Source organism: Haloferax gibbonsii (assembly GCF_001190965.1).
Lineage (GTDB): Archaea > Halobacteriota > Halobacteria > Halobacteriales > Haloferacaceae > Haloferax > Haloferax gibbonsii.
In genome coordinates this window covers 20,495-41,567 of the sequence record NZ_CP011950.1, presented here as the reverse complement: position 1 = coordinate 41,567, position 21,073 = coordinate 20,495, and the positions used below count along the sequence as shown (strand labels likewise).

The 21,073-nt window shown below is 52.3% G+C and carries 18 protein-coding genes; 5 read left to right on the top strand and 13 right to left on the bottom strand.

All coding sequences use genetic code 11. The annotated features are described in order from the left end of the window. The first annotated feature begins 25 nt into the window (after positions 1 to 25). Positions 26 to 880, top strand: coding sequence for an NAD-dependent epimerase/dehydratase family protein (locus ABY42_RS18575; protein ID WP_050460454.1), 855 nt, complete (start codon positions 26 to 28; stop codon positions 878 to 880). 11 nt (positions 881 to 891) lie between these two features. Here the strand turns inward: ABY42_RS18575 and ABY42_RS18570 are convergent, their stop codons facing one another. The 9 genes from ABY42_RS18570 to ABY42_RS18530 form a co-directional block, all read right to left on the bottom strand. Next, positions 892 to 1,746, bottom strand: coding sequence for a carbohydrate ABC transporter permease (locus ABY42_RS18570; protein WP_197092953.1), 855 nt, complete (start codon positions 1,744 to 1,746; stop codon positions 892 to 894). A 68-nt stretch (positions 1,747 to 1,814) separates the two neighbouring features. Then, entirely contained in the window at positions 1,815 to 2,738 is a 924-nt protein-coding gene (locus ABY42_RS18565; protein ID WP_050460452.1) for a carbohydrate ABC transporter permease, read from the bottom strand. Between the two features lie 142 nt (positions 2,739 to 2,880). Further along, positions 2,881 to 4,098 carry an extracellular solute-binding protein gene (locus ABY42_RS18560; protein ID WP_050460451.1) on the bottom strand — a complete coding sequence of 406 codons (1,218 nt, stop codon included), beginning with the start codon at positions 4,096 to 4,098 and terminating at the stop codon, positions 2,881 to 2,883. A gap of 283 nt (positions 4,099 to 4,381) precedes the next feature. Continuing rightward, the gene (locus ABY42_RS18555) at positions 4,382 to 5,206 is read right to left on the bottom strand and encodes an amidohydrolase family protein (protein ID WP_050460450.1); all 825 of its coding nucleotides are present in this window, start codon (positions 5,204 to 5,206) and stop codon (positions 4,382 to 4,384) included. A gap of 59 nt (positions 5,207 to 5,265) precedes the next feature. Then, the gene (locus tag ABY42_RS18550; protein ID WP_050460449.1) at positions 5,266 to 6,435 is read right to left on the bottom strand and encodes an ABC transporter ATP-binding protein; all 1,170 of its coding nucleotides are present in this window, start codon (positions 6,433 to 6,435) and stop codon (positions 5,266 to 5,268) included. A 66-nt stretch (positions 6,436 to 6,501) separates the two neighbouring features. Next, positions 6,502 to 7,725, bottom strand: a complete 1,224-nt coding sequence (locus ABY42_RS18545; RefSeq protein WP_050460448.1) for an enolase C-terminal domain-like protein — start codon at positions 7,723 to 7,725, stop codon at positions 6,502 to 6,504. Between the two features lie 71 nt (positions 7,726 to 7,796). After that, a complete protein-coding gene (locus tag ABY42_RS18540) occupies positions 7,797 to 8,870 on the bottom strand; it encodes a mandelate racemase/muconate lactonizing enzyme family protein (RefSeq protein ID WP_050460447.1) in 1,074 nt (357 codons plus the stop codon). A 267-nt stretch (positions 8,871 to 9,137) separates the two neighbouring features. Beyond that, positions 9,138 to 9,944, bottom strand: coding sequence for an SDR family NAD(P)-dependent oxidoreductase (locus tag ABY42_RS18535; protein ID WP_050460446.1), 807 nt, complete (start codon positions 9,942 to 9,944; stop codon positions 9,138 to 9,140). A 71-nt stretch (positions 9,945 to 10,015) separates the two neighbouring features. Further along, entirely contained in the window at positions 10,016 to 11,110 is a 1,095-nt protein-coding gene (locus ABY42_RS18530; protein ID WP_050460445.1) for a Gfo/Idh/MocA family protein, read from the bottom strand. Positions 11,111 to 11,250: 140 nt separating this feature from the next. Between ABY42_RS18530 and ABY42_RS18525 the strand changes: the two genes are divergently transcribed. The 4 genes from ABY42_RS18525 (at position 11,251) to ABY42_RS18515 (ending at position 16,228) form a co-directional block, all read left to right on the top strand. Continuing rightward, the gene (locus ABY42_RS18525; protein WP_050460444.1) at positions 11,251 to 12,099 is read left to right on the top strand and encodes a fumarylacetoacetate hydrolase family protein; all 849 of its coding nucleotides are present in this window, start codon (positions 11,251 to 11,253) and stop codon (positions 12,097 to 12,099) included. Positions 12,100 to 12,152: 53 nt separating this feature from the next. Next, positions 12,153 to 12,923 (top strand): IclR family transcriptional regulator, encoded by a 771-nt coding sequence (locus ABY42_RS19225; protein ID WP_082220739.1) that lies wholly within the window; start codon positions 12,153 to 12,155, stop codon positions 12,921 to 12,923. Positions 12,924 to 13,565: 642 nt separating this feature from the next. Next, positions 13,566 to 14,192, top strand: a complete 627-nt coding sequence (rdfA, locus tag ABY42_RS19220; protein WP_082220738.1) for a rod-determining factor RdfA — start codon at positions 13,566 to 13,568, stop codon at positions 14,190 to 14,192. A gap of 80 nt (positions 14,193 to 14,272) precedes the next feature. Further along, a complete protein-coding gene (locus tag ABY42_RS18515; RefSeq protein WP_050460442.1) occupies positions 14,273 to 16,228 on the top strand; it encodes an archaea-specific SMC-related protein in 1,956 nt (651 codons plus the stop codon). Between the two features lie 651 nt (positions 16,229 to 16,879). Here the strand turns inward: ABY42_RS18515 and ABY42_RS18510 are convergent. The 4 genes from ABY42_RS18510 to ABY42_RS19570 form a co-directional block, all read right to left on the bottom strand. After that, complete coding sequence (locus tag ABY42_RS18510) at positions 16,880 to 18,262, bottom strand: ATP-binding protein (protein ID WP_050460441.1); 1,383 nt, start codon at positions 18,260 to 18,262, stop codon at positions 16,880 to 16,882. A gap of 524 nt (positions 18,263 to 18,786) precedes the next feature. Then, a complete protein-coding gene (locus tag ABY42_RS20015; protein ID WP_082220737.1) occupies positions 18,787 to 19,221 on the bottom strand; it encodes a hypothetical protein in 435 nt (144 codons plus the stop codon). 8 nt (positions 19,222 to 19,229) lie between these two features. Continuing rightward, on the bottom strand, positions 19,230 to 19,763 hold the full coding sequence (locus ABY42_RS18505) for a DUF7342 family protein (protein WP_050460440.1): 534 nt from the start codon (positions 19,761 to 19,763) through the stop codon (positions 19,230 to 19,232). A gap of 277 nt (positions 19,764 to 20,040) precedes the next feature. Next, complete coding sequence (locus ABY42_RS19570; RefSeq protein ID WP_156224465.1) at positions 20,041 to 21,024, bottom strand: LAGLIDADG family homing endonuclease; 984 nt, start codon at positions 21,022 to 21,024, stop codon at positions 20,041 to 20,043. Between the last annotated feature and the right edge of the window lie 49 nt (positions 21,025 to 21,073).

Sequence of the window (21,073 nt, the reverse complement as noted above, 5' to 3'; positions counted from 1 at the left end):
GATACCCCACAACTGTATCTTAGGCATGGACGTCCTAGTTACAGGTGCGTACGGTCGGTGCGGAACCGCGATTATCGACGAACTCTCGGAGGACAGCCACTACGATTTCACGTGCCTGAACCGGTCAGACCGACCAGCAGACCATCAGTACGGCGAGTACGACACTGTCGTCGCAGACGTCTCAGATTACGAGGCGATCAGGCCAGCGTTTACTGGCAAGGATGCGGTCGTACATCTCGCCGGTTTCCCATCCGTCGCCAGCACCTACGAAGACGTAGATGAGCCGAACCTACGCGGAGTCAATAACGTTCTCACTGCCGCCCGAGAGGCGGAAGTCGAGTCCGTGGTGTTCGCTTCGTCGAACCATGTCGTCGGCATGGTTGAACGAGAGAACGCTCCTGAGATATACTATCCGGGCCACGGGGTCTGGATTACCCCAAACGACTCACCGCGTCCTGACTCGTACTACGGCGCGTCGAAAGCGTTCGGAGAGACTCTCGGTCGCTTCTTCGTCGAGAACTTCGGGTTCCCGAGACAGTTTTACTCGCTCAGGATCTGTAGCGTCCGCTGGGAGGAGTACGACCATCCGTTCGGAGATGCAGAACGCGGTGTTGAGAACGGTGACTTCGAGCGCGGGACCGAAGCATACGACGAGAAAGTCGCTCGAATGAAAGCAATGTGGCACTCTCGACGCGATTTCGCTCATCAAGTGGACTGTTGTCTCTCCGATGAAGACGTCACGTTCGGTATCTACAACGGCGTCAGCAACAACTCGCGTCGGTGGTTTTCGCTGGAGCGTAGTAAGAAAGAACTTGGGTACGATCCGAACGACGACGGTGATGAGTGGCCCGAGACGTTCGAAGAAACGTCGCTCGAATAGCTGAAAACGAATTACTGTTTCACGGACCCTGAGAGAAGGCCTTGGACGAAGTGCTTGTGCATGAAGATGAACACGAGCGCGACGGGGATGGTAGTGATGACTGCACCGGGCAGGAGCACGTCCCATGGCGTCGCCGCTTGGGTCCCACCAGTCACGTTGGCGAGCCAGACTGTCGCCACCTGCTTATCGGGAGAGCGGAGTACCACGAGTGGCCAGAAGAGGTCGTTCATCCGGTCCACGAAGAGCAACACCGCAAGGGCGGCCATTCCTGGACGGAGCAGCGGGAGGACGATTCGGACGAAGATTTGTGACTCCGATGCTCCGTCCATGCGGGCGCTGTTCAGCATGTCGTCGAGAATCGTCTGCTCGATATTCTGCTTCATGAAGAAGACGGCAACCGGGTGCGCCATCGCTGGCAGAATCACACCCGGATAGGTGTCGACCAGGTTGTACTGAACGAGGAGATTGAACAGCGGGATGGCGAGTAGGGTGAAAGGGATCGCAAGCGTCGAGAGGGTGAGATAGAACAACGGTTTGTGGCCCGGGAAGCTGAACTTCGCAAAGGCGTACCCCGCAGTCGTCCCCAGAATCACGACACCGATCATGTTCAACACAGCGTAGATTAGACTGCTGCCCAACGAGGAGAGGAAGTTGGTCTCTGTCAAGAGGTAGGAGTAATTCTGAATTAGTCGGTCGCCGGGAAGCAACCGAATCGGCCAGCTGAACACTTCGCCGGGAGCTACCGTCGAGCCCACAATCATGAAGTAAAACGGGAACGCGAAGACGACAGCGCCAAGTAATGCCACGACGTTGATACCGAGCCCGCGCGCGGTCGAGGGGAAGATGCTGTCGTCGATTCTCTCCACGATACGCTCACTCCACTGTCGTTCTGCTCGATTACTTTCCTCCGAATCCGATAGGTTCGTCGTCATTGTTAGTGCCCCGCGTCTGGTTCCGAGTCGTTCAGAAGGTTGTACTGGATTATCATGATGGCCGAAAGCATGATTGCGAGCACCGTTCCGACCGCTGCAGCGTATCCGAGTTGGAAGTTTCGGAATGCGGCAGTGTACATCTCGAAGACGATAGTGTACGTCGCCGAGTCCGGGCCACCGTCGGTGAGGACGTAGGGAGTCTCGAAGAGCTTCAGCGCCTTCGATGTGGTCAGAATCAGCACCAGAATGGTTATCGGTTTCAACTGCGGCACGGTGATGTACCGGAATTGTGCCCACTTGGATGCGCCGTCGATTTTAGCTGCTTGATACAGCTGTTTTGGGATTCCCTGGAGCCCAGCCAGATATATCAGCACGGCTAGACCCATCCCCCGCCATGCGTGCGCAATCGCAACCGAAATTCGGGCCCACACTGGTTCTTGGAGCCACGGAATCGTAACTCCAAACAGGTTGTTCAGCCCGATATTGACGATTCCACTCTCGCTGAGGAACGCAGTAAAGACGATAGCGAGGACCGTCGTCGAAGTTACCAGCGGCATCAGGTAGCCCCCCCGAAGCGCGGTCTTGAGTTTAATGTACTGAGAGTTCAGCACCACCGCAATCACCATTCCCGCCCCAACTTGGAGCGGAATTGCAATGGCTGCGATGAACACCGTGTTATATGTGATAGTGACAATTCGCCCCGTCTCGAACAGCGTCCTGAAGTTTTGAAGCCCGACAAACTGCGTGCCCGCTAAACTGAAACTCTGAAAGCTCATCCAAGGAGCCCACACCAGCGGATAGATGTAGAACGCTCCGAAGATGGCAAAGAACGGGAGTAAGAACAGATACGGCACGACTCGCTCGAACGTCACCCCTTTCCAGAACGAACTCGTTCCAGTGTCGGTGTTTTCTGTATTGATTGCCATATTCTACCAGACTAGTCTGTAACAGAGTATCTATACTCATAAAACTATCTACCTCTATAGAAAACAAGGTCCGAGAAATGGGAGACAGAACGCTCGAACCTTTCAATTGCTTTAGCCATCAGCGGGTACGCAGTTCTCGAGACTACTTATCAACCGTCTTGTCCGCCTCCTGGATGTTGTTCATCATCTTCTCGTGGGTGGCATCAATCGCCGTTTTGACGTCCTTGTCGTTTCGCAGAATGTCCGTGACGAAGCTTTGGTAGGTGTTGACGATGTCGGCACCGCGGAGAACCGGGTCCGGGTACTGTGGCGGGCACTCCTCCGCCGATTGGACGAACTTCTTAGTCCGCTTTTGCCCACCAAAGAATGGGTCTTCCTTCTCCATCATCTCAGCACCTTCCACCTTGTTCGCGGGGAACGCTCCCGCTTTCAGCTTCTGGTTGAAACCGGTTTCAGAGACGTGCCAGAACGTACCGAAGTCCTTTGCTTGTTCGGTCTCTTTCTGTCCGAGGGGCGTGGGGATACCAGCTACCCCGCCACCGTAGTTGGCGCCTCGAGCACTGTCGAGTTCGCCTATTCTGGGGATTCGAGCGATTCTGACTTTGCCCTCCAACCCGGTCATGTTCTGCTTCATGATTCCAACCAACCACGCAGCACCGGGCGCGACGGCGACTTCTCCGTTGCTGTGTTGGCTGTAGTATTTGTTCGACCACTGCTGGGTGGGGGTGTTGATCTCCCGGTGGAGCTCTTGCAGTTTCTTGAATGCCGTTACGTTACTCGGCATGTTGAACTGGAACTCCCCATCCTCATTATAGAAGATACCACCGGCTTGCAGCGGCATCGCGCGAGCAAGCCCGTTCGAGTAGTCGGTATCCTCGAACGAAATCATCTTGGCACCGGTCGCTTGTTCTAGCTGCTTGCCAGCCTCAATGAACTGGTCCCAAGTCTGAATCTCTTGTTCGACCGCTTCGGGCTCGGTTGGTAGCCCAGCTTCCTCGAACAGTTCCGTGTTGTAGAAGTACGCGTACGGACCGAGGTCGTTAGGAAAGCCGAAATATTTCCCGTTGACTTTGAATTTCGTCTTTGCGACTGTGAACAGTTGGTCCTCGTTCTTTTTCACCAGATCGTCGATTCGTTGGAACCCTCCCTTTCGTGCGACGCTCTTGAATGAGCCGGGGAGTACCAGCGAAATACTCGGCAAGCTTGATTGAGCCTGCAGCGATGAAATCAACTTTTGCGTGGTCTTGTCGTCGCTCGCTTCGGACGTCTGTACTGTATTCGCACTTTGCTCCTCGTAAAGCGGTGCGATCCTCTCGAGAGCGTCGTAGTGGACGGACCATGCCCACGCTTCAAGATCCATGCCTTCTGGTGCTGACGTCGTCTGATCTTCTGACTCAGTCTCGTCGTCAGACCCGCCCGAAGTCTGTGTTGTATTCGGTTGGTTCGTACTTTCGTTCGAACTTTGACCCGTACACCCTGCAATCGATGCTACCCCAGCACTCGCGGCTGCAATGACTTTGCGCCGCGTTAGTTTTGACTTCATGATGCTTCGACTGTGGTTTATTGTCTTTCCTTATAATATTTGTGTTTGTTAATATCTAGCCCATGTTAGATAGCCGGTGCTGAGGCCTGACAGAACTATTTCACTCTCGAAGTAACTTTTTGAGCGTCTTCCCGGTGAGATAGCTCCGTTCGTGACTCGAAATCGTCTCAACTTCGTCCAAAAACCGTCTCGTTTCGGTAACGGTAGCGTCTTTGAAGTGGTAGCTGTAATCGGACCCCCAGAAGACCCGGTCAGCGCCGAACCAATCGATTGTCGTTGGAATGAACTCGTGGATATCCCGGAACGGATACGGCCGGGCAGATGCGGAGTGTGTTACTTTCAGATGAACGTTGTCGTAGGTGGCTAGCTGTCTGAGCGTAGAATAGGGTTCTGTCGTTGGACTGTGCACCTCCGGAGTAGGCAAGCCGAGATGGTCGATGACGAACTCTATCGAGGGGCATCGATCAACGACGGCAGTGAGCGTTTCAAACGACTCGGGACGAGTAAGAATCTGAACCTGCCTACCGTCGACCTTCTCCATAGCATCCCAGAACGAATCCATCGAGTCATCCAGCAGCCAGTTTGCTCCTTCGAGGGCGTACAGTCGGACCCCAAGGATTCGGTCACGGGTTACGTACTCATCGATCTGTTCTTCAATTGTCGGTGACGTGTACTCGAGGGTGATGACGCCGTAAAACGTGTCAGGGTATCGTTCGACACACTGTAAGACGTAGGGGTTGGGCGGGCCGTGAATGGGCGTCCCGACGATGACTGCCTGGTCGCTTCCCCGTCTTTCGATATCTTCTAACAGATCTTCAACTGTATAGACGAGCTTGGTTACGCAGGACGGGCCATCATTGAGCCACTCAAAACGAGACGCCGGAGCCCAAGCGTGAGTGTGTCCGTCAATTTCACCTGAAGACATACCCAGGTTTTGCACAGCAGGGTACTAAATCCTAACTGACCAACGAGAGGCGAGGCTCGTCAGTGAGTGGTCGAGTGAGGCTCGGCGCCGGTCGCTGCTTGAGCCCCATTCTCAATTGGAAGGTCTTCCGTGGAGATGGTCGGATTGACCAGACTGTTCCCGACTTCTCGGTCGAAAACGTGAATATCCGATTCGGCGAGCGCAAGCGTAACGTCCTCTCCCTCGGGGACGTACACTGTTCCGGGTAACGTGACCGTCAATTCGACATCTCCGACCTGCACGTACGCGTGGTTGACATCACCCATCGGTTCGATGACGTTCACGGTCGCGTCAATCGTGTTCCGCTCAGTCCCGTCGGCAATCTCCAGCTTTTCAGGTCGAACTCCAAGAACGAGAGAGTCGTTGCTCGACTCTAACTCGGCTGGAGTGTCCGCGAACTGGAACGTGAATTGGTCGTGTCGTAGTTCGACTCCGTTGGCCGTCATGGCTTTGGTAACATCAAGAAAGTTCATTGACGGGTTTCCGATGAAGCTTGCGACGAACTGGTTCGCGGGTCGGTAGTAGAGCTCGAGAGGTGAGTCGAGTTGCTGCAGTTTCCCGCCATTGAGAACCGCTATTTTGTCACCCATCGTCATCGCCTCCGTCTGGTCGTGCGTGACGTAAATCGTGGTCGTGTCGAGGTCGTTCTGTAGTTTTTGCAGTTCGGTCCGCATCTCGGTTCGGAGTTTCGCGTCCAGATTGCTGAGCGGTTCGTCCATCAGGAACGCCTCGGGTTCTCGGATGATTGCCCGCCCCAGCGCAACCCGCTGTTGTTGCCCACCGGACAGCTGTTTCGGCTTGTCGTCGAGTAGGTCGGTGATACTGAGCAACTCGGCAATCTCCTCGGCTTTCTCTCGAATCGCCGATTTCGGAAGGTCCGAAGACATTTTCAACCCAAACGAGAGGTTCTCACGCACGGTCATGTGCGGATACAGTGCATAGTTTTGGAAGACCATCGCGATATCCCGCTCCTGCGGACTGAAGGTAGTGATATCTTCCCCGTCCAGCAGAATCTTCCCGTCGGTGGGGTGCTGGAGTCCCGCAACGCAGTTCAGCGTGGTGCTCTTTCCGCATCCACTCGGTCCCACGATGACCAGAAACTCACCGTCCGCGATGTCTATAGAGACATCGTCGACTGCGAGAATGCCATCGAACTGTTTCTCCAAATTTTTGATTGTGAGGTCAGCCATGGTAATGTGTCTATAGTTCGTGTACTTAAAAACTACTCTCTTTTTGTAGGTATAGCCATCTCGTACTCAGAATCGTGGTGCGTTCGGCACCCACTCGCCTCGGCGTTCGTTGAGTTTGGCCGAATCGTCACGCTCTGGTGGGTCGTCAGTGTATGCCTCGTGCAACCGGTCTACGGCATTCTCGTCGATCTTCACACCGAGTCCAGGGTCATCCGAGACTGGTATCACACCATCCTCGAATTCGATGGGTCCACCGACAATCACATCGTCGGCTTCCCATGGATAATGTGTATCACACGCATACCGGACAGTTGGCATCGCGGCGGCAGTGTGAGCCATCGCAGCCATGCTTACTCCAAGATGAGAGTTCGAATGCATTCCAACCCCAAGATCGAAGGTTCGGCAAAGGCGGTCGAGCTCGATTGTCTTCTGTGGTCCGCCCCAGTAGTGATGATCGCTCAGAACCACATCGACTGCGTCTTCCGAGACCGCTGGTGAGACCTCATTGAATGACGTGACGTACATGTTCGTCGCAACGGGGAACTTCGTGTTCCGTTTGAGTCGCGCGTGCGCGTTCATCGTCGGCACCGGGTCTTCGAGGAACTCGACATTGAGCTCCAACCGGTCGAGCTCCTTCGCTATCTTCGTCGCTGTCTCCACACTCCAATTGCCATTTGGATCGATCCGAAGCGGAACGTCTCTGCCGAACTTTTCAGCAAGAAGTTCTAACGTACGTACTTCCTCCTCTGGGGACAGCACTCCAGCTTTCAGCTTGAGCGTCTCGAAGCCATGCGTCTCGACGAACTCTCGTGCTTCTTCAACCATCGCTTCCGGAGAGAGAACCTCTTGTGGGGCAATCGCCGCAGACGATGGGTCTCTGTCCGCGTGTTTAAAGAAGAGATACGCTGAGAACTCCACTTCGTCACGGACCTTGCCACCCAGTAAGTCGTACATCGGAGTTCCCGTCGCCCGGCCGATAAGATCCAACATCGCCGTCTCGTATGCGGCGAACGCTTTCGCGCCTACCCCGCCACGGTTCTGTCCCCGTTGCATCCGAAGCTCCAATTTTTTCCTATCGTGTGGGCTCGATTTCTCAACTGTCGGGGCGACACGACGCAACTCGTTGATCACTGCATCGCTTCCATACGTCTCACTTATTCCAACCGTCCCGTCCGCAGTCGTCAGTCGAAGGATGGTCCTCGCTTCCTGCTCACTGTGGATTCCCCATGCGTTCAGGAGGGGTGGTTCTCTATGCGCAACCGGAATTACCTCTACTTCTGTTATCCGCATGACTGAGAACCCCTCGTCTGACAATAAAAAAGTTTGGGCGAGTCGAAGCTAACTCAGCATCGAACGTTTGCTCACTCCGATCGTCGATATCGCTCGATTGCGTCGTCCGTTATCTTCAGACCGTGCCCTGGTCGGTCTGGTGCGATCATCTTTCCATCATCAATCCTAACCGACTGCTCGAGGACTCTGCCCCAGTCATGATGTGCATACTCGATGTAGACGACTTCGGGAAGTGCGGCAGCCGCGTGAATACCAACGTCCATCGGAGTATTACCGTAGGAAACCGGGACTCCGTACGCGCTCGCCACAGTCGCACTCCGTCTTCCGGCGTTGATACCCTGAAGATTCATGATGTCGACTGCGCCGTTTTCGAGCAGCCTGCATTTTTGCTCGAAATTCACGTACTCTCCGACGTTGATGTGTGCGAAGTCGATCGCCTGAGCGACCCTTTGGATTCCCTCAACGTCCTCCCGAAAGACTGGATCCTCGACCCAGAAAATGTCGAAGCCCGCTTCACGGTATGCGTTGATTCGACGGATGGCTTCTTTCGGCGAGAAGGCCTCGTTCGCATCGGCCATCAATCTCGGATTTCGTCCGAAGACATCAGCGACGAGTCCCAGCCTCTCAATGTCTTCTTCGAGCGTCGGATAGCCAACTTTCACTTTCGCTGCATCGAATCCCCAGTTCTTGAATTTTCGATAGATATCTCGCGTGCGGTCGTCGTCGTGGTGGAATGCGAGGCCACTTGCATACGCGGGAACTGCTGGGTCTTTCCCCCCCAACACTTGGTACAGTGGTTTTTCCAGATATTTCCCAATAAGATCCCAGCAGGCATAATCGACCATCCTCTGGAATTGACCACCGTACTTTTCTTGCGTGTAGTTGCCACCCCGTGGCCGTTCGATTCGATTACACAGGACGAACGGCGACTCTCCGTCGAGTCGTTCCCACTCCGATTTGAATTGGCGTTTTATCTCCGATTCGGGCAACGAAGAGGCCCCGAAACCATATCCGGTGATCCCAGTTTCGGTGTGTAGCTCCAGGAGTACACTATGTCGGTCGGTTTTCGGCTGGATTTGTGAGTCGCTGATAGTCCGGTCGTCTGGGAAGACTAGTTTTCGAAGTCGGAAGTCAACTATTTCCATGAGTCAAACTCTCATAGTCGGTTAGATTAAGTGTTATGCATACCCCCTGGACCGTCAGGAAAGTCGATTTAGCGTCGCAAAATGGAGTTACCAAGCCTATTGAAACTGCGCGTAGTCACGCTGTACGGGTTCTACGTTCACACATCACGGTTGGTATTCCCGTTTTTATACTGTTTCTACTGACGAGTCGAGCAAGCAGCGCTGCGATTCGACACTCCGCCTAGCAGTTCAGAGCTGTGATGTGGCCGCGCTCAGTGCAAAAGAACGTCAGCGAAGGTTGTCCCCACCACTGACTCGAAGGACGTCACCAGTAATGTAGGTCGCACCATCGCTGGCAAGGAACAACACAGCAGCAGCGATGTCAGACACATCACCAAGCCGACCTAGAGGGATTTGCTCTGCTCGCTGAGCGAGGAGGTCATCGATATCTGCGTCCGAGCCACGACCCGCCGCTTCTCGAACGCCCTTTCGAAACTGGTACGTGTCGGTTCGACACGTCGAGACGCCATTCACTCTGATACCGTGTTCTGCGAAATCCATCGCCAGCCGCCAAGTGACTCCGTTGAGCGCCGACTTTGACGTCCCGTACAGTCCTGTGTCGCCCGACCGACGGTCGCCGGTGTGACTCGAGACATTGATTATCGTTCCCGGTTCCCCATTTTCCACCATCTGACGAGCGGCGAGCTGTGATGCGTAGAACGGTGCTCGCACATTGACACCCATCATGAACTCCCAATCCTCGATTGAGGCGGTTAACATCGACTCCTCTTTCGGCCAAACTGCCGCATTATTAACGAGAACGTCGATTTGTCCGAACTCGTGGTTTGCTTGCGCAATCAACTCCTCTATCGAATTGAGATTCGCCATATCAGCAGCGATGCCGACAACCTCGCCCTGAGTGCCCGAATCTAACGCAGAAGCCGTCTCGCTGACTTCTCTTGGAGTCCGTGAGTTGACGACGACGTTCGCACCTGCCTCGGCGAACGCCCGAGCGATTCCACGCCCGATTCCCTTCGTCGAGCCCGTTACAACCGCCGTGGTCCCGCTGAAGTCATAGGAAATGGTTCCAGTCATGACGTATTAATACGGGATCGAGGACATAAGTGTGCTGAGTGATGGCATGCTTTTGTCGGCTTTTCGGATCCTCACCACGAGGTGACCTCGAGCGCCTCGAGTGGCTCATCAAGAGGGATACGCACGTGAGATTCCATGTAGTGAGAGATGTAGAAACCGACGATGATTTCGAGCGACCGCGTCGCTTCTATGGCGCTCGAATAGTTCTCTTCTTCGTTTTCAAGTACCTCAATAATGTGGTCCACAGCGTTCGGGAACGCATTCCGATAGTCTTCGTCCCACGTCCAAGCCCCATCGATACCGCTGAGTCCTTCTTCTATGTGCGTTCCTGCATCGTTCGTCCAGTACCTCCATTCGCCGTCGTCATTGTTCAGATAGAGTTTGCCTTCCTCCCCGATGATCTGGATCGTCATCGAAGACGGCTCTCGAGGCACGGTGCAGTCGATAGACGCGAATGTATCGTCATCGAAGATGACAAAGCCTCCCCCCCCGGAGTCTGTAACCGGTCGCCCCGACTCAAGCGCATCTACGGCCTCGTTCTCTTCAGTGAGGAACCCGCTTACTTTCTTTGGCCGGGCATCCAGCAGGAACACCAGTGTATCGAGGAGATGCGTCGAATTCCGTAGAAGTTCCATCCTGAACTGTGTACTCACGGCATGGATTTCTCCGAGGATGCCTTCGTCTCTGATGAGAGAGCGCAGGTGTCGGAGTTTGTCAGTAAATCTGAACGAGTGGTTGATGAGGAGTTCAATCCCGTTCTCCTCACACAGTTCAGTCATCGCACGAGCATCGCTCACTGACGACGCGATTGGTTTTTCACACCAAATCAGAGATGGGTTCCCAATCTCGACTGCATCAGTCACGTGCTCGGACCGGAGAAACGTCGGGGTACAAACCGAAATTACGTCTAAATCCTCAGCTCTGAGCATTTCTTCGTGGCTGCTGTAACATCTGTCCTCGGACAGGTCCCACGCTTCGGAGAACCTTTCGAGTTTACTTTCGTCAACGTCAGCTACGGCAACAAGCTCGATATCCTCGTTCTCATAGTAGCCGCCCGCATGACTCGCTCGAACTTTTTCCTTCCCGATTTTCTCACGGTCATGCATTCCTAGTATTCCCATACCCGCAATGCCACCTGCGCCGATAATACCTGCAGTATATGTCATTGATTGCTAACCTCGTCCGCACTAAGGTGCTCCCCGATACTATATAAAATCGAGGGTAGTGAGCTATTCGGTTGGCTCCGATGAGTGATCTGAGCTGTCGGTGGAATAGAATTATTACAGTGCAGGCCAGCACTCACACCATGCGCTTGAGTCGTTTCAAGACGGCAGAGACTGTCGCATGGGGAGTAGTCGAGAACGGTACGATTCACTCACTCACTGGCACTCGGTACGAACCGACGCTCGAACGAATCAGTTCAGCGGGCTATCGGCGCAGTCTCGAAAAGAAAGTCAGAGAATCTAACCTCCAGACCTATGATACCGAAGATGTGTCACTTCTTGCACCAGTACCGCAGCCCCCGAAAATCGTCTGCGTCGGTATGAACTACCACGACCATGCCGAAGAGCAAGACGAGGAGGTTCCCGAGAAACCGCTCTTGTTCGGGAAGGCTCCGACCACGGTAACGAATCCGGGAGACCCAATCGTCCATCCGGCCGCCCTCGAAGAGGTTGATTACGAAGTGGAGCTTGGTGTAGTGATTGGCTCCACAACGCGAAGCGCCACTCGGAAAGAGGCAAAGCAGGCAGTCGCAGGATACACAGTCATCAACGATGTGAGCGGCCGTGACGCCCAATTTGACGATGGACAGTTCTTCCGCGGAAAGAGCTACGACACGTTCTCTCCGATGGGTCCTGTGCTCGCGACACCCGAAGAAATCGACCCGAACGACGTCTCGCTTTCGTGTAAAGTAAATGGTGTTGAAAAGCAGTCATCTTCAACATCCAATTTCATATTCGACGTCTTCGAGCTGATATCGTACATCAGTGACGCAATGACGCTTGTGCCTGGAGACGTCATTTCCACAGGAACCCCTGGCGGGGTAGGGATTTTCCGAGAGCCACGTGAACTGCTCGAACCCGGTGACGAAGTCAGCGTAGCCGTCGAGGGAATTGGTGAACTCTGCAATCCAGTGACCGAAGAGCAGCACTAGCTTGCATATTTACTGAACTACTTTTTTATATTACGAACGTGTACTCGAGAGACATGGATAAACCAAATAAAGCAAAAAACCCCGTCAAAGGGGTCCAAAAGATGATCGAGGTCGTAGAGGCTTTGAAACAGAACAACGGAGCCAGAGTATCCAACCTCGCTGAAGAAGTAGACCTACCAAAGAGTAGTATCCACAACTACCTGAGTACGCTTCGTGAAGCAGGTTTTGTGGTGAAGAGAGACCAGAAATACCACGTTGGTCTCCGGTTTTTGGATTTTGGCTCGTTCGCTCGCAGTCGATACGATCTGTTCGAAATTGCTAAGCCAGAAGTAGAAAAAATAGCAGCCCAGACGGGTGAGTTGTCCAATCTCATGGTCGAAGAGCAAGGGATTGGCGTGTACTTGCATCGAGCAGCCGGTAACCAAGCAGTCAATGTAGATGCACGCATGGGACACCGCGTCAAGATGCATAACACGGCACTAGGGAAAGCGATTCTCGCCTACAAATCGAAGGAAGAAGTAAATCAGATACTGGATTCCCACGGAATGAACCAAACCACAGCGAACACAATCGTTGACAAAGAGCAACTCTTCGAACAGTTGCGCGAAGTCCGTGAAAACAAGATCGCATACGACATGGAAGAGCGCCTTCCCGGTCTACGATGTGTCGCAGCACCAATCACCTCTGAAGAGAATACGGTAATCGGAGCAATCAGCGTGTCTGGCCCAACAAGTAGATTCAGTGAGGAGCGGTTGAACGAGGAAATACCGGAGGTCTTACGAAATGCGACGAATATTATCGAACTCAATGTCACGTACCCGTAGTATTCGTCTGTGAGAAATTGAAGAATCTATCTTACGAACAAATTCGTCTGTTTTCGTGATATAGGAACGATGAGGCTTGTAGACAAAGGTTCGAGCCTACAGGACGAAAGTTGTTATTTATATATGAATAAGAAGCTTGTAGTCATACGATACATTACAATTGAGCATATAAACTCTCAAGCGCGACTTCTAATACTATCCCCACATTCAAGTGGTTTTAGGTACACAGTATCAAAAAATATTGAGATCGAGTTAGCATTCGGACGGTCCTGTTGCGCATGCAAAAAATTCGCAATTGACAAACGGCGTTCTTCAAATGCAAACAATCGGGGCTGCTGTAATCCATTACATACCTACGTTTGTAAACCCAAACCCAGATTCATAAGAGCCAGATAGAGTGGATCCACATCAGGTAGGCGTAGAACGCTCGTTTCATGAACCGGCTGACTCAACAAAATACAGTTTTACACCCATGAGAGTGTTATAGAGGTCTCTCAGCGGCTTAACGGTATCATGTCACAGCCGAAATGACATTAGACAGTACCGTCCACCACAATTCATCGGAACATTAGTACTTTCTACCCAGTAGGATAAGACCATGAATCGAATACTTATTTGGCCCCAGTTCGTGACTATTGACTAATGAGTACGAATCAAGGTAACAGTCGGCGAAAATCGAAGATAGAACGGGTAATTGAGAATTACGGTTTAGACGGGTTTGGAGATACTTTGGCTCGTCGCTGGACTGATCCGAAAGACGGTGATAGCCTCAGAGACCTTGCAGACTTGATGAATCAAGAAGTTCTTAACGCCGTGTTGCGTGATGCGGACGCAGATGTCCTCAATGGGGAGGTAGAGAATATGTATGGCTTGCTAACTGATGACGATACGACCGAAGGGATGCGAGTTCAAGCCAAGAATACGCTCCAATCGAAAGGCATAGATGTTGATCAATTACTCACAGATTTTGTCTCTCATCAGGCAGTGTATACGTATCTTACAGACATTCGTGGTGTGTCAAAGGAATCCAAATCAACCAACCGTGTCGACAGTGTGGTCCAATCCATCCAAAAACTCCGCGGTCGGTTGGTAGCAGTGATCGAGAGAAGCCTTGATTCTCTTCGCAACACTAACAAACTTCAACTCGGTGACTTCGACGTTCTCGTCGACACTCAAGTATACTGTCGAGACTGTGGAACTCAGTACGAAGTCATTCAGTTACTCAAACAAGGTAGGTGTGACTGTGATACTAAGACAAATTCTGAATGACACCATTACAAAACTAGATTTGTAATTTTGGACTTGTGAACTCCTGTGGATTTATACCGCTGTAATTGCTAAGTGGGAGTATGAGTTCAAAACAGATGCCCAAATCACAAGTCCACCTTTTGGTAGAAAACATCGGTGGCATTGACGGACTCTCGACATCGTTTGAGCCAGGTGTAACGGTCCTTGCCGGGCGCAATGCAACGAATAGAACCTCTCTCTTGCGGTCGATAATGGCCGCTCACGGAAGCGACGGTGTGGCGTTGAAAGGCGATGCAGATGAAGGGTTTGTTGAGCTCACTATCGGTGACAAATCGTATACGAGAACCTTTGAGCGACAGGGGAATTCGGTGGTTACTGATGGAAACCCCGTACTCGACGACACAGAACTTGCTGACCTCTTTGCGTTCTTGCTCGAAACGAACGATGCTCGTCGAGCGGTCGCAAATGAAAATGACCTCCGTGACCTCATTATGCGACCGGTCGACGTCGAGTCAATCAACGAAGAAATCAACGTACTCCAACAGCAGAAGCGTGAAATCTCCAACGAACTTTCCACCCTGAGTAACCTCTCAGAGAAACTTCCGAGTCTCGAACAGCGCCGGACGAAGCTCCAAGATGAAATCGCCGAGAAAGAGACAGGGCTTGCCGAGAAAGAACGCGAGGTAGAAGAGTACGACGCAACTGTAAGTGAACAACGAGAAGCAGAAAGTGAGCTCGAGTCGAAACTCGGTGAACTTCGAGACAAGCGCCGCGAGATCGACGACGTCGACCGGCGTATCCAGACCGAAAAACAGAGTCTCAATGCACTGGATTCTGAACGAGACGTCCTACAGGACGACGCTGAAGAGCTTCCGGACCTCGCTGGCGGACAGGTGAACGAGATCGATTCTCAGATTAGCCGACTTCGCACGCGCCGACAAGAGATCCAGTCGACCATCAACGAACTCCAGTCAGTGATCCAGTTCAATGAGGAGATGCTCTCTGGGACGTCTTCTGACGTTGTTGAGGCACTCCGTGGGTCAGAATCGAGCGAGAGTGGAGGAAGCGTCACCGACCAACTCCTTGCCGACGAACAGGTCGTCTGTTGGACGTGTGGGTCAGAAGTTGATCAAGAAGAGATCGAATCGACCATTGAGCGACTTCGGAGTCTCCGTGAGGAGAAACTCGACGAGAGCAGGTCGTTCAAGCAGGAGCTTTCGGAACTTCAAGACGAGAAATCGACGTACGAACAGCGGCAGCGTGAACGCGACCGAATCGAGGGGCGACTCTCCGAAATTGAAAGCGAGCAGCACACTCGTGAGGAGCGCATCGAGGAACTGAAAGAACGCCGGGAGGACCTCGAAGACGATATCGACTCGCTCGAAGAGACTGTCGACGAGTTAGAAATTGAAGAACATGGTGAGCTGCTCGACCTTCACCGTGAAGCCAACCAGATTGAGTACGATCTCAGGCGACTTCGCTCCGATCTCGAAGATGCCGAAGATGAGATTGCATCCATCGAAGAAAAGCTCAACGAACGGGATGAGTTAGAGGCTGACCGTGACGACATCGATGAGGAACTCAACGAACTTCGCACGCGTATCGAGCGTCTGGAATCAGAGGCTGTTAAAGAATTCAACACTCACATGGACGAGGTCCTTGACGTCCTCGAGTACAAGAACCTCGAGCGAATCTGGATTGAGCGCACAGAGCAACGCGTTCGTGAGGGTCGCAAGAAAGTCACCAAGTCGGTCTTCGAACTGCACGTTATTCGTACGAACGAAGAGGGTGTAAGCTATGAAGACTCTATTGCCCACCTCTCTGAATCAGAGCGTGAAGTGACGGGTCTTGTGTTTGCACTCGCGGGATACCTTATCCACGAAGTATACGAAACGGTGCCGTTCATGGTCCTTGACTCACTTGAAGCGATTGACGCTGCCCGTATCTCACGGCTTGTAGATTACTTCGCGGATTATGCCGACTACCTCGTCGTCGCACTGCTCGAAGGAGACGCCCAAGCAGTCGACAGTTCGTACCCGCGGTACTCGCCGGCGTAAGTTCCTAACCTCTACGATTTTTGAACGGTTATATTTCAAATTTTGATCATAGTACAATATCCGACAGTTTGAGAATTATTCAATAACCCATAGACAAAAGTAAGAGTTGGTAAATCAATTTAAAATTCATCTAAAATGAGTATTTTGTTAGCTTTCTCTGTGGTGTAGCCCCTATACCTTCTAATAAAAGTACATTTTTTAAATATTATTGAAATAATAGAGTAACCAGAATATATACGAAGGCTTAAATACATCAAAAGTCGATTATCTCTTGATACACAGGAGTTTACTGTAATTTACTGTGGTCGGAGCTAGTTGTCGGAGTGAGCCTCCCTTATATAATATCTTATGTGTTTATTATCAACTATATATAATCATACATTTTGATTCTGTTTGATATTTAGACCACTGTCTGTGTGTTGACTAAAAGGTAGTTCCTGATTTCAGCATTCAACTGAACCAGCAGAATTTCGAATAACCGCTGCTATTCGGACTTGAGACCCCACTGTTTCCGGAGAAATCACACCTGAGGAGGTGTCGGGTCCACCCGCGCGCTAAAGCACGATGGCGTTGTCCTTGATTTTGCGTGACCAAGGTTGCACCATATGTTGTACACCCGTTCTATCAAACCCCGATGATTTCAACGGATACTTACGCGCCATTTTCGAATAGTGCCATGACATCCGATGGAGTGAATAGATGTAAGTCGTCACGTTCTGCTGCACTATCCTCGAGTCCGTCAGTAAAGCCGGACCGTGAGAAAAGTGCATATTCGACGTCTCGGTCGGAGCCCTGCCAGCGGACCTCCGGTTCAGTCACTTCAACCGCGTCTAAGAGCGAGCGACCAACGGGGCTGTTCGTCCACTTACATTCTCCGAGGAGAAGCGTGTTAGTTTGTGGGTTCAACCCAACGACGTCGATCTCTTCCTCACCGTACCACCAACGACCTACCCGAGAACAAGAGACGGGGAATGAGGACGTGCTGACAGCCTGTCGACAGACTTCCTCAAAGGCGAAACTCGTGTGTGTCGGGAGTGATTCAGTGATCGAGTCGCGCACTGGTTCGGTTCGGCCTTGTTCAAGAGTACCTCGATTCGGGGAGACGTATCGGAACCAAAATCTGACAAATTGGTCAGTCAGCTTGTAGACACCGCGCCCGTCGGGGTCAGTGACTGGTGTTTCGCGCTCAACCAGGGCCAACTGAGTGAGGTTCTGGAGATATCGAGAAATCCCGCTGGCTTTCTTATCGATACTGTTCGCGATATCCGTCACGCGGGTTGCTCCATTGGCAATCGCCTCGAGGATCGCCATGTATGTCGTGGGCTCTCGGAGTTCCTGCCGGAGGAGGAACTCGGGTTCTTCGTAGAGAAACTCCCCTTTTGAGAGAATATGTCGTTCAATGTTCGTGAACAGACCATCGTGATCATCGAATTTCTCTAAGTACGCAGGCACACCACCCAGAACGCTATACGCCTGAATGATCGTCTCCGCATCGTACTGGGGGAAAAACTTCGCCACATTGCCGGCGGAAAGTGGTTCAAGTCGCCACTGACCGGTTCGGCGACCATACAGAGGGCTCTCGTAGCTCAAAACGCCCTCCTCCATCATCGAAATCGACGAGCCCAAAAGTACGATCGAGATATCTGTATCGGCCAACAGTTCATCAACGACGGTCTGAAAGACTGACGGGATCGCCTCATCAGATTCTACGAGGTAAGAAAATTCGTCTAGTGCAACGATAAATGAACCATCAACCCGTCCCTTGAGATACCTAAACGCATCCAGAAAGCTGTCTACATCAGGGGGGACATCATCGAAGTGGTCCGCACACTGCCGTGCAAATTGCGTTGCGTTGTGTGCTGGTCCCCGTTGGTCACAAAGGTAATAGAGAGTATCTTGGTTAATCGATTCAAGTGCAGTCGTCACGAGCGTTGTTTTCCCCACTCGACGACGACCATATACGACCAGAAGTTGGCGATCATCCCGTGTGAGATGCGAAGTCAGCCACTCCAATTCGCTTTCTCTGTTAATCATTATGCAGTAGATTATATTATCTTGTGCATAAGATTTGTGGTGAGGCAATCGGTCAATGCATCACTAAGTGGAAGTCGATCAGAATACACGTTAAAAGGGATACATCAGGATTTGGAGATTCTAAGAGAACCACACATATATTTCTATCACCAGTCAATCGAATCAAACTCTCGTGAAAAGTGGAGGGTGGGAGTCAATTTGTATTCTACAGATAAGCAAGGCGAGTGCCTCGGGGTCAAGCCCCGAGGCAGTTCACTATTGGTTGGGTAATTTTCCTGAGAAGAGACTGATGAAGTGACATAGATTACTTCTCGACGTCTTTGGATAGGTATCTAACCCCCCGTTCCGAACGCCATTTTATTATAAAGATATTGCAACCCCCCGTTCCGAGCGCTCGTTAGTATATAAAGGACGGCAAATTAGAGAGGGGGGTCTCGTTCCGAACGCTCGACTTCAAATCGGGGACCCATTTATGAACTCAAAGTGATAGTTACAGTTTTCGTCGATGTAAGCTTGGTAAGTGCCTAATCTCTCCAGAGTTCTCTGATTCGCTCTTCGATCTCGTCAAGGACAAGTTGTAGAACGTCGCGATGGTCGGTCGCCCACGAAGCGTCATTGCCGGGTGTCGGAGCAGTTGGCGGTGGATGAAAATGATCTCGCGTATTGTGGGGATTCGGATGACGGTCCCACCGGCACTCCCAAGCATCCTTCGGATGCACCTCCCGGTAGTGGATTTTGAAGTCATCGTTCGTGTACCAGCGAACAGCCAGTGTCGCCTCCTCGACGGAGCCTGGATAGTACGATGTCGCGAGTGTCACACGAAGTTCAAGATGTCCACTCGCATCAGTGATGAGTGCTGTTGCGACCTGACCCGTTGCTTGAAGACGTGCCTGCAGGAACTCGAGTATCGGGCGGTCGATAGGGGCAGGGCTTCCGCCGTCACCTGTGGGCGGCACCATCGAGGTAACTACCCGGAAACCTGTTCGGTCTCAGCGCTCGCACGTTGCTGACGGGCACGTTCGTAGCGGGTTCGCTCGTCCCGAGCGGTCGCCCAGTCGCCGAGGTCACCGTATACGTCATCGATAGTCCGATTGTCGCTCGATTCGGCAGTGGCGACGGCGTCGACGGCCGCTGGTGTCGGAGCACCATACGTGTCCTCGTATTTCTGGATCCGTGAGCTCAGTTTCCGAACGCGCTGCTGGAGGTCTTCGACGGAGTGGTCGGCCGCGAGCTGGTTGATTCGCCGCCACTCGAAGTAGGCGTCGTTGCGCTCGTACGTGGTTGGATGACCGTCGTGGCGCGTGACGATACCGAGTTCACTGAACCAGCCCAGATATTTCCGAGCCGTTTTCGGGTCACAGTCGGCAACGTCGGCGATGGCGCTTGCTGTCGTCGGCTCGCGAGTCTGGAGAATGGTCCCGTAGATCCGTTGCTCAACGTCGTCGCCACGAAACGCATCCTCGAAGGAAGGCGGGCCATCGGGTGACTCGCTGTTGGACATACTTGTTCTTGCGTGGCACAAGATATAGTTCTTGCTTTGAGGAATAGTTTCCTGACTGGTGCGGGACAGAATCCACCAGCGGACCACAGTCTTAACCAACAAACGTTATTCTCTTATGCTGCTCGTTGGTTAATCACTTACACCTACACCACCACGATTGCAGGTGGCAACTTCACACGAGGCTTTTGGGGGAAGGCCTGCATCTACACCGATCCACAGAAAGCATTCTTGGATGCCAAAGCAAAGTCCGAAAATCAAATTCCTCATTCAACGCTCACTAACACAACGTCAACTGTCGAACGTCATGAGCACAGAAGCCATCGACAATGTATGTTTGCCCAGGGTCGGTTGCAAGCGACGTAATCTCACGCTCGCCAAGCGACTCCACTCTGTGCACCTTTGCAGTCCCCTTCCAACTTCGGTCTACGTAGTTTCGAACCTTTCGGTGGACCTGTGGACGGATCTCGGTTAGAACTTGCAGTCGAGATCCAGTGCCTCGAACCCGTATTCCCTCTGGCTCAGCAGCAAAGTCGTACCCCAGTACACTGAGAGTCTCTTTGAGAATTTCGCGTTGCTCGGGTTTCTTTTGGCAAAACCGAACGGTCTTGCCATCGAATGACCCATCGGTATCGAACATCCCGGCCAGCCAGCCACGACAGTAGTCAGGGTTGTCAATCGATGACTCATCAATGGGATACGAAAGTCGGATTTCGTCGACTTCAGCGCCTTTTGTTGTCCGAACCTCAAACAAGTCATCAGAGGTCTTCTTTTTCAACTTCAACCCATACTCTGGCGGCGCGTACGAGTGGACTGTTGTGACGATGACTTCATCCTGACACCGAATGGTCCCGTGATTAGTGGTTTTGTTCGTAAACAGGCATCCATCACCAGCAAATGCACCGTGGACATAGCCAAATCGATATGCTTGGTTCTCCATATACACTCCCGGTTGAGCGACAAATCGAATCCCGTGACCAGCTTTGAACCGACTAGCTTCACGGTGAGCGTGATGTTCCGGCGAAAGCTGCTGGTTCGCATTAACCACAACCGACCCACGGTCAGTGTGGATCCGAACAGCCTCGACTGTCTGCGTCAAGACCGACGAGACAGTACTTGTTCGCAGTTTTGAATGCTGATACGGTTCCGTGTCTTCCGTTCGTTCAAACGAAGCAACTTCATCACCAACTTCGAGTTCCGAAATCGGTGCCCAAGTAAGATCTGCGGTGAGGACGAGGTTCTCAGGGGACTGTGGGCCACTCATCGCGTACCTCCGTCACGAACCGAACAGCGAGACAATTCGAGGTTGAGTC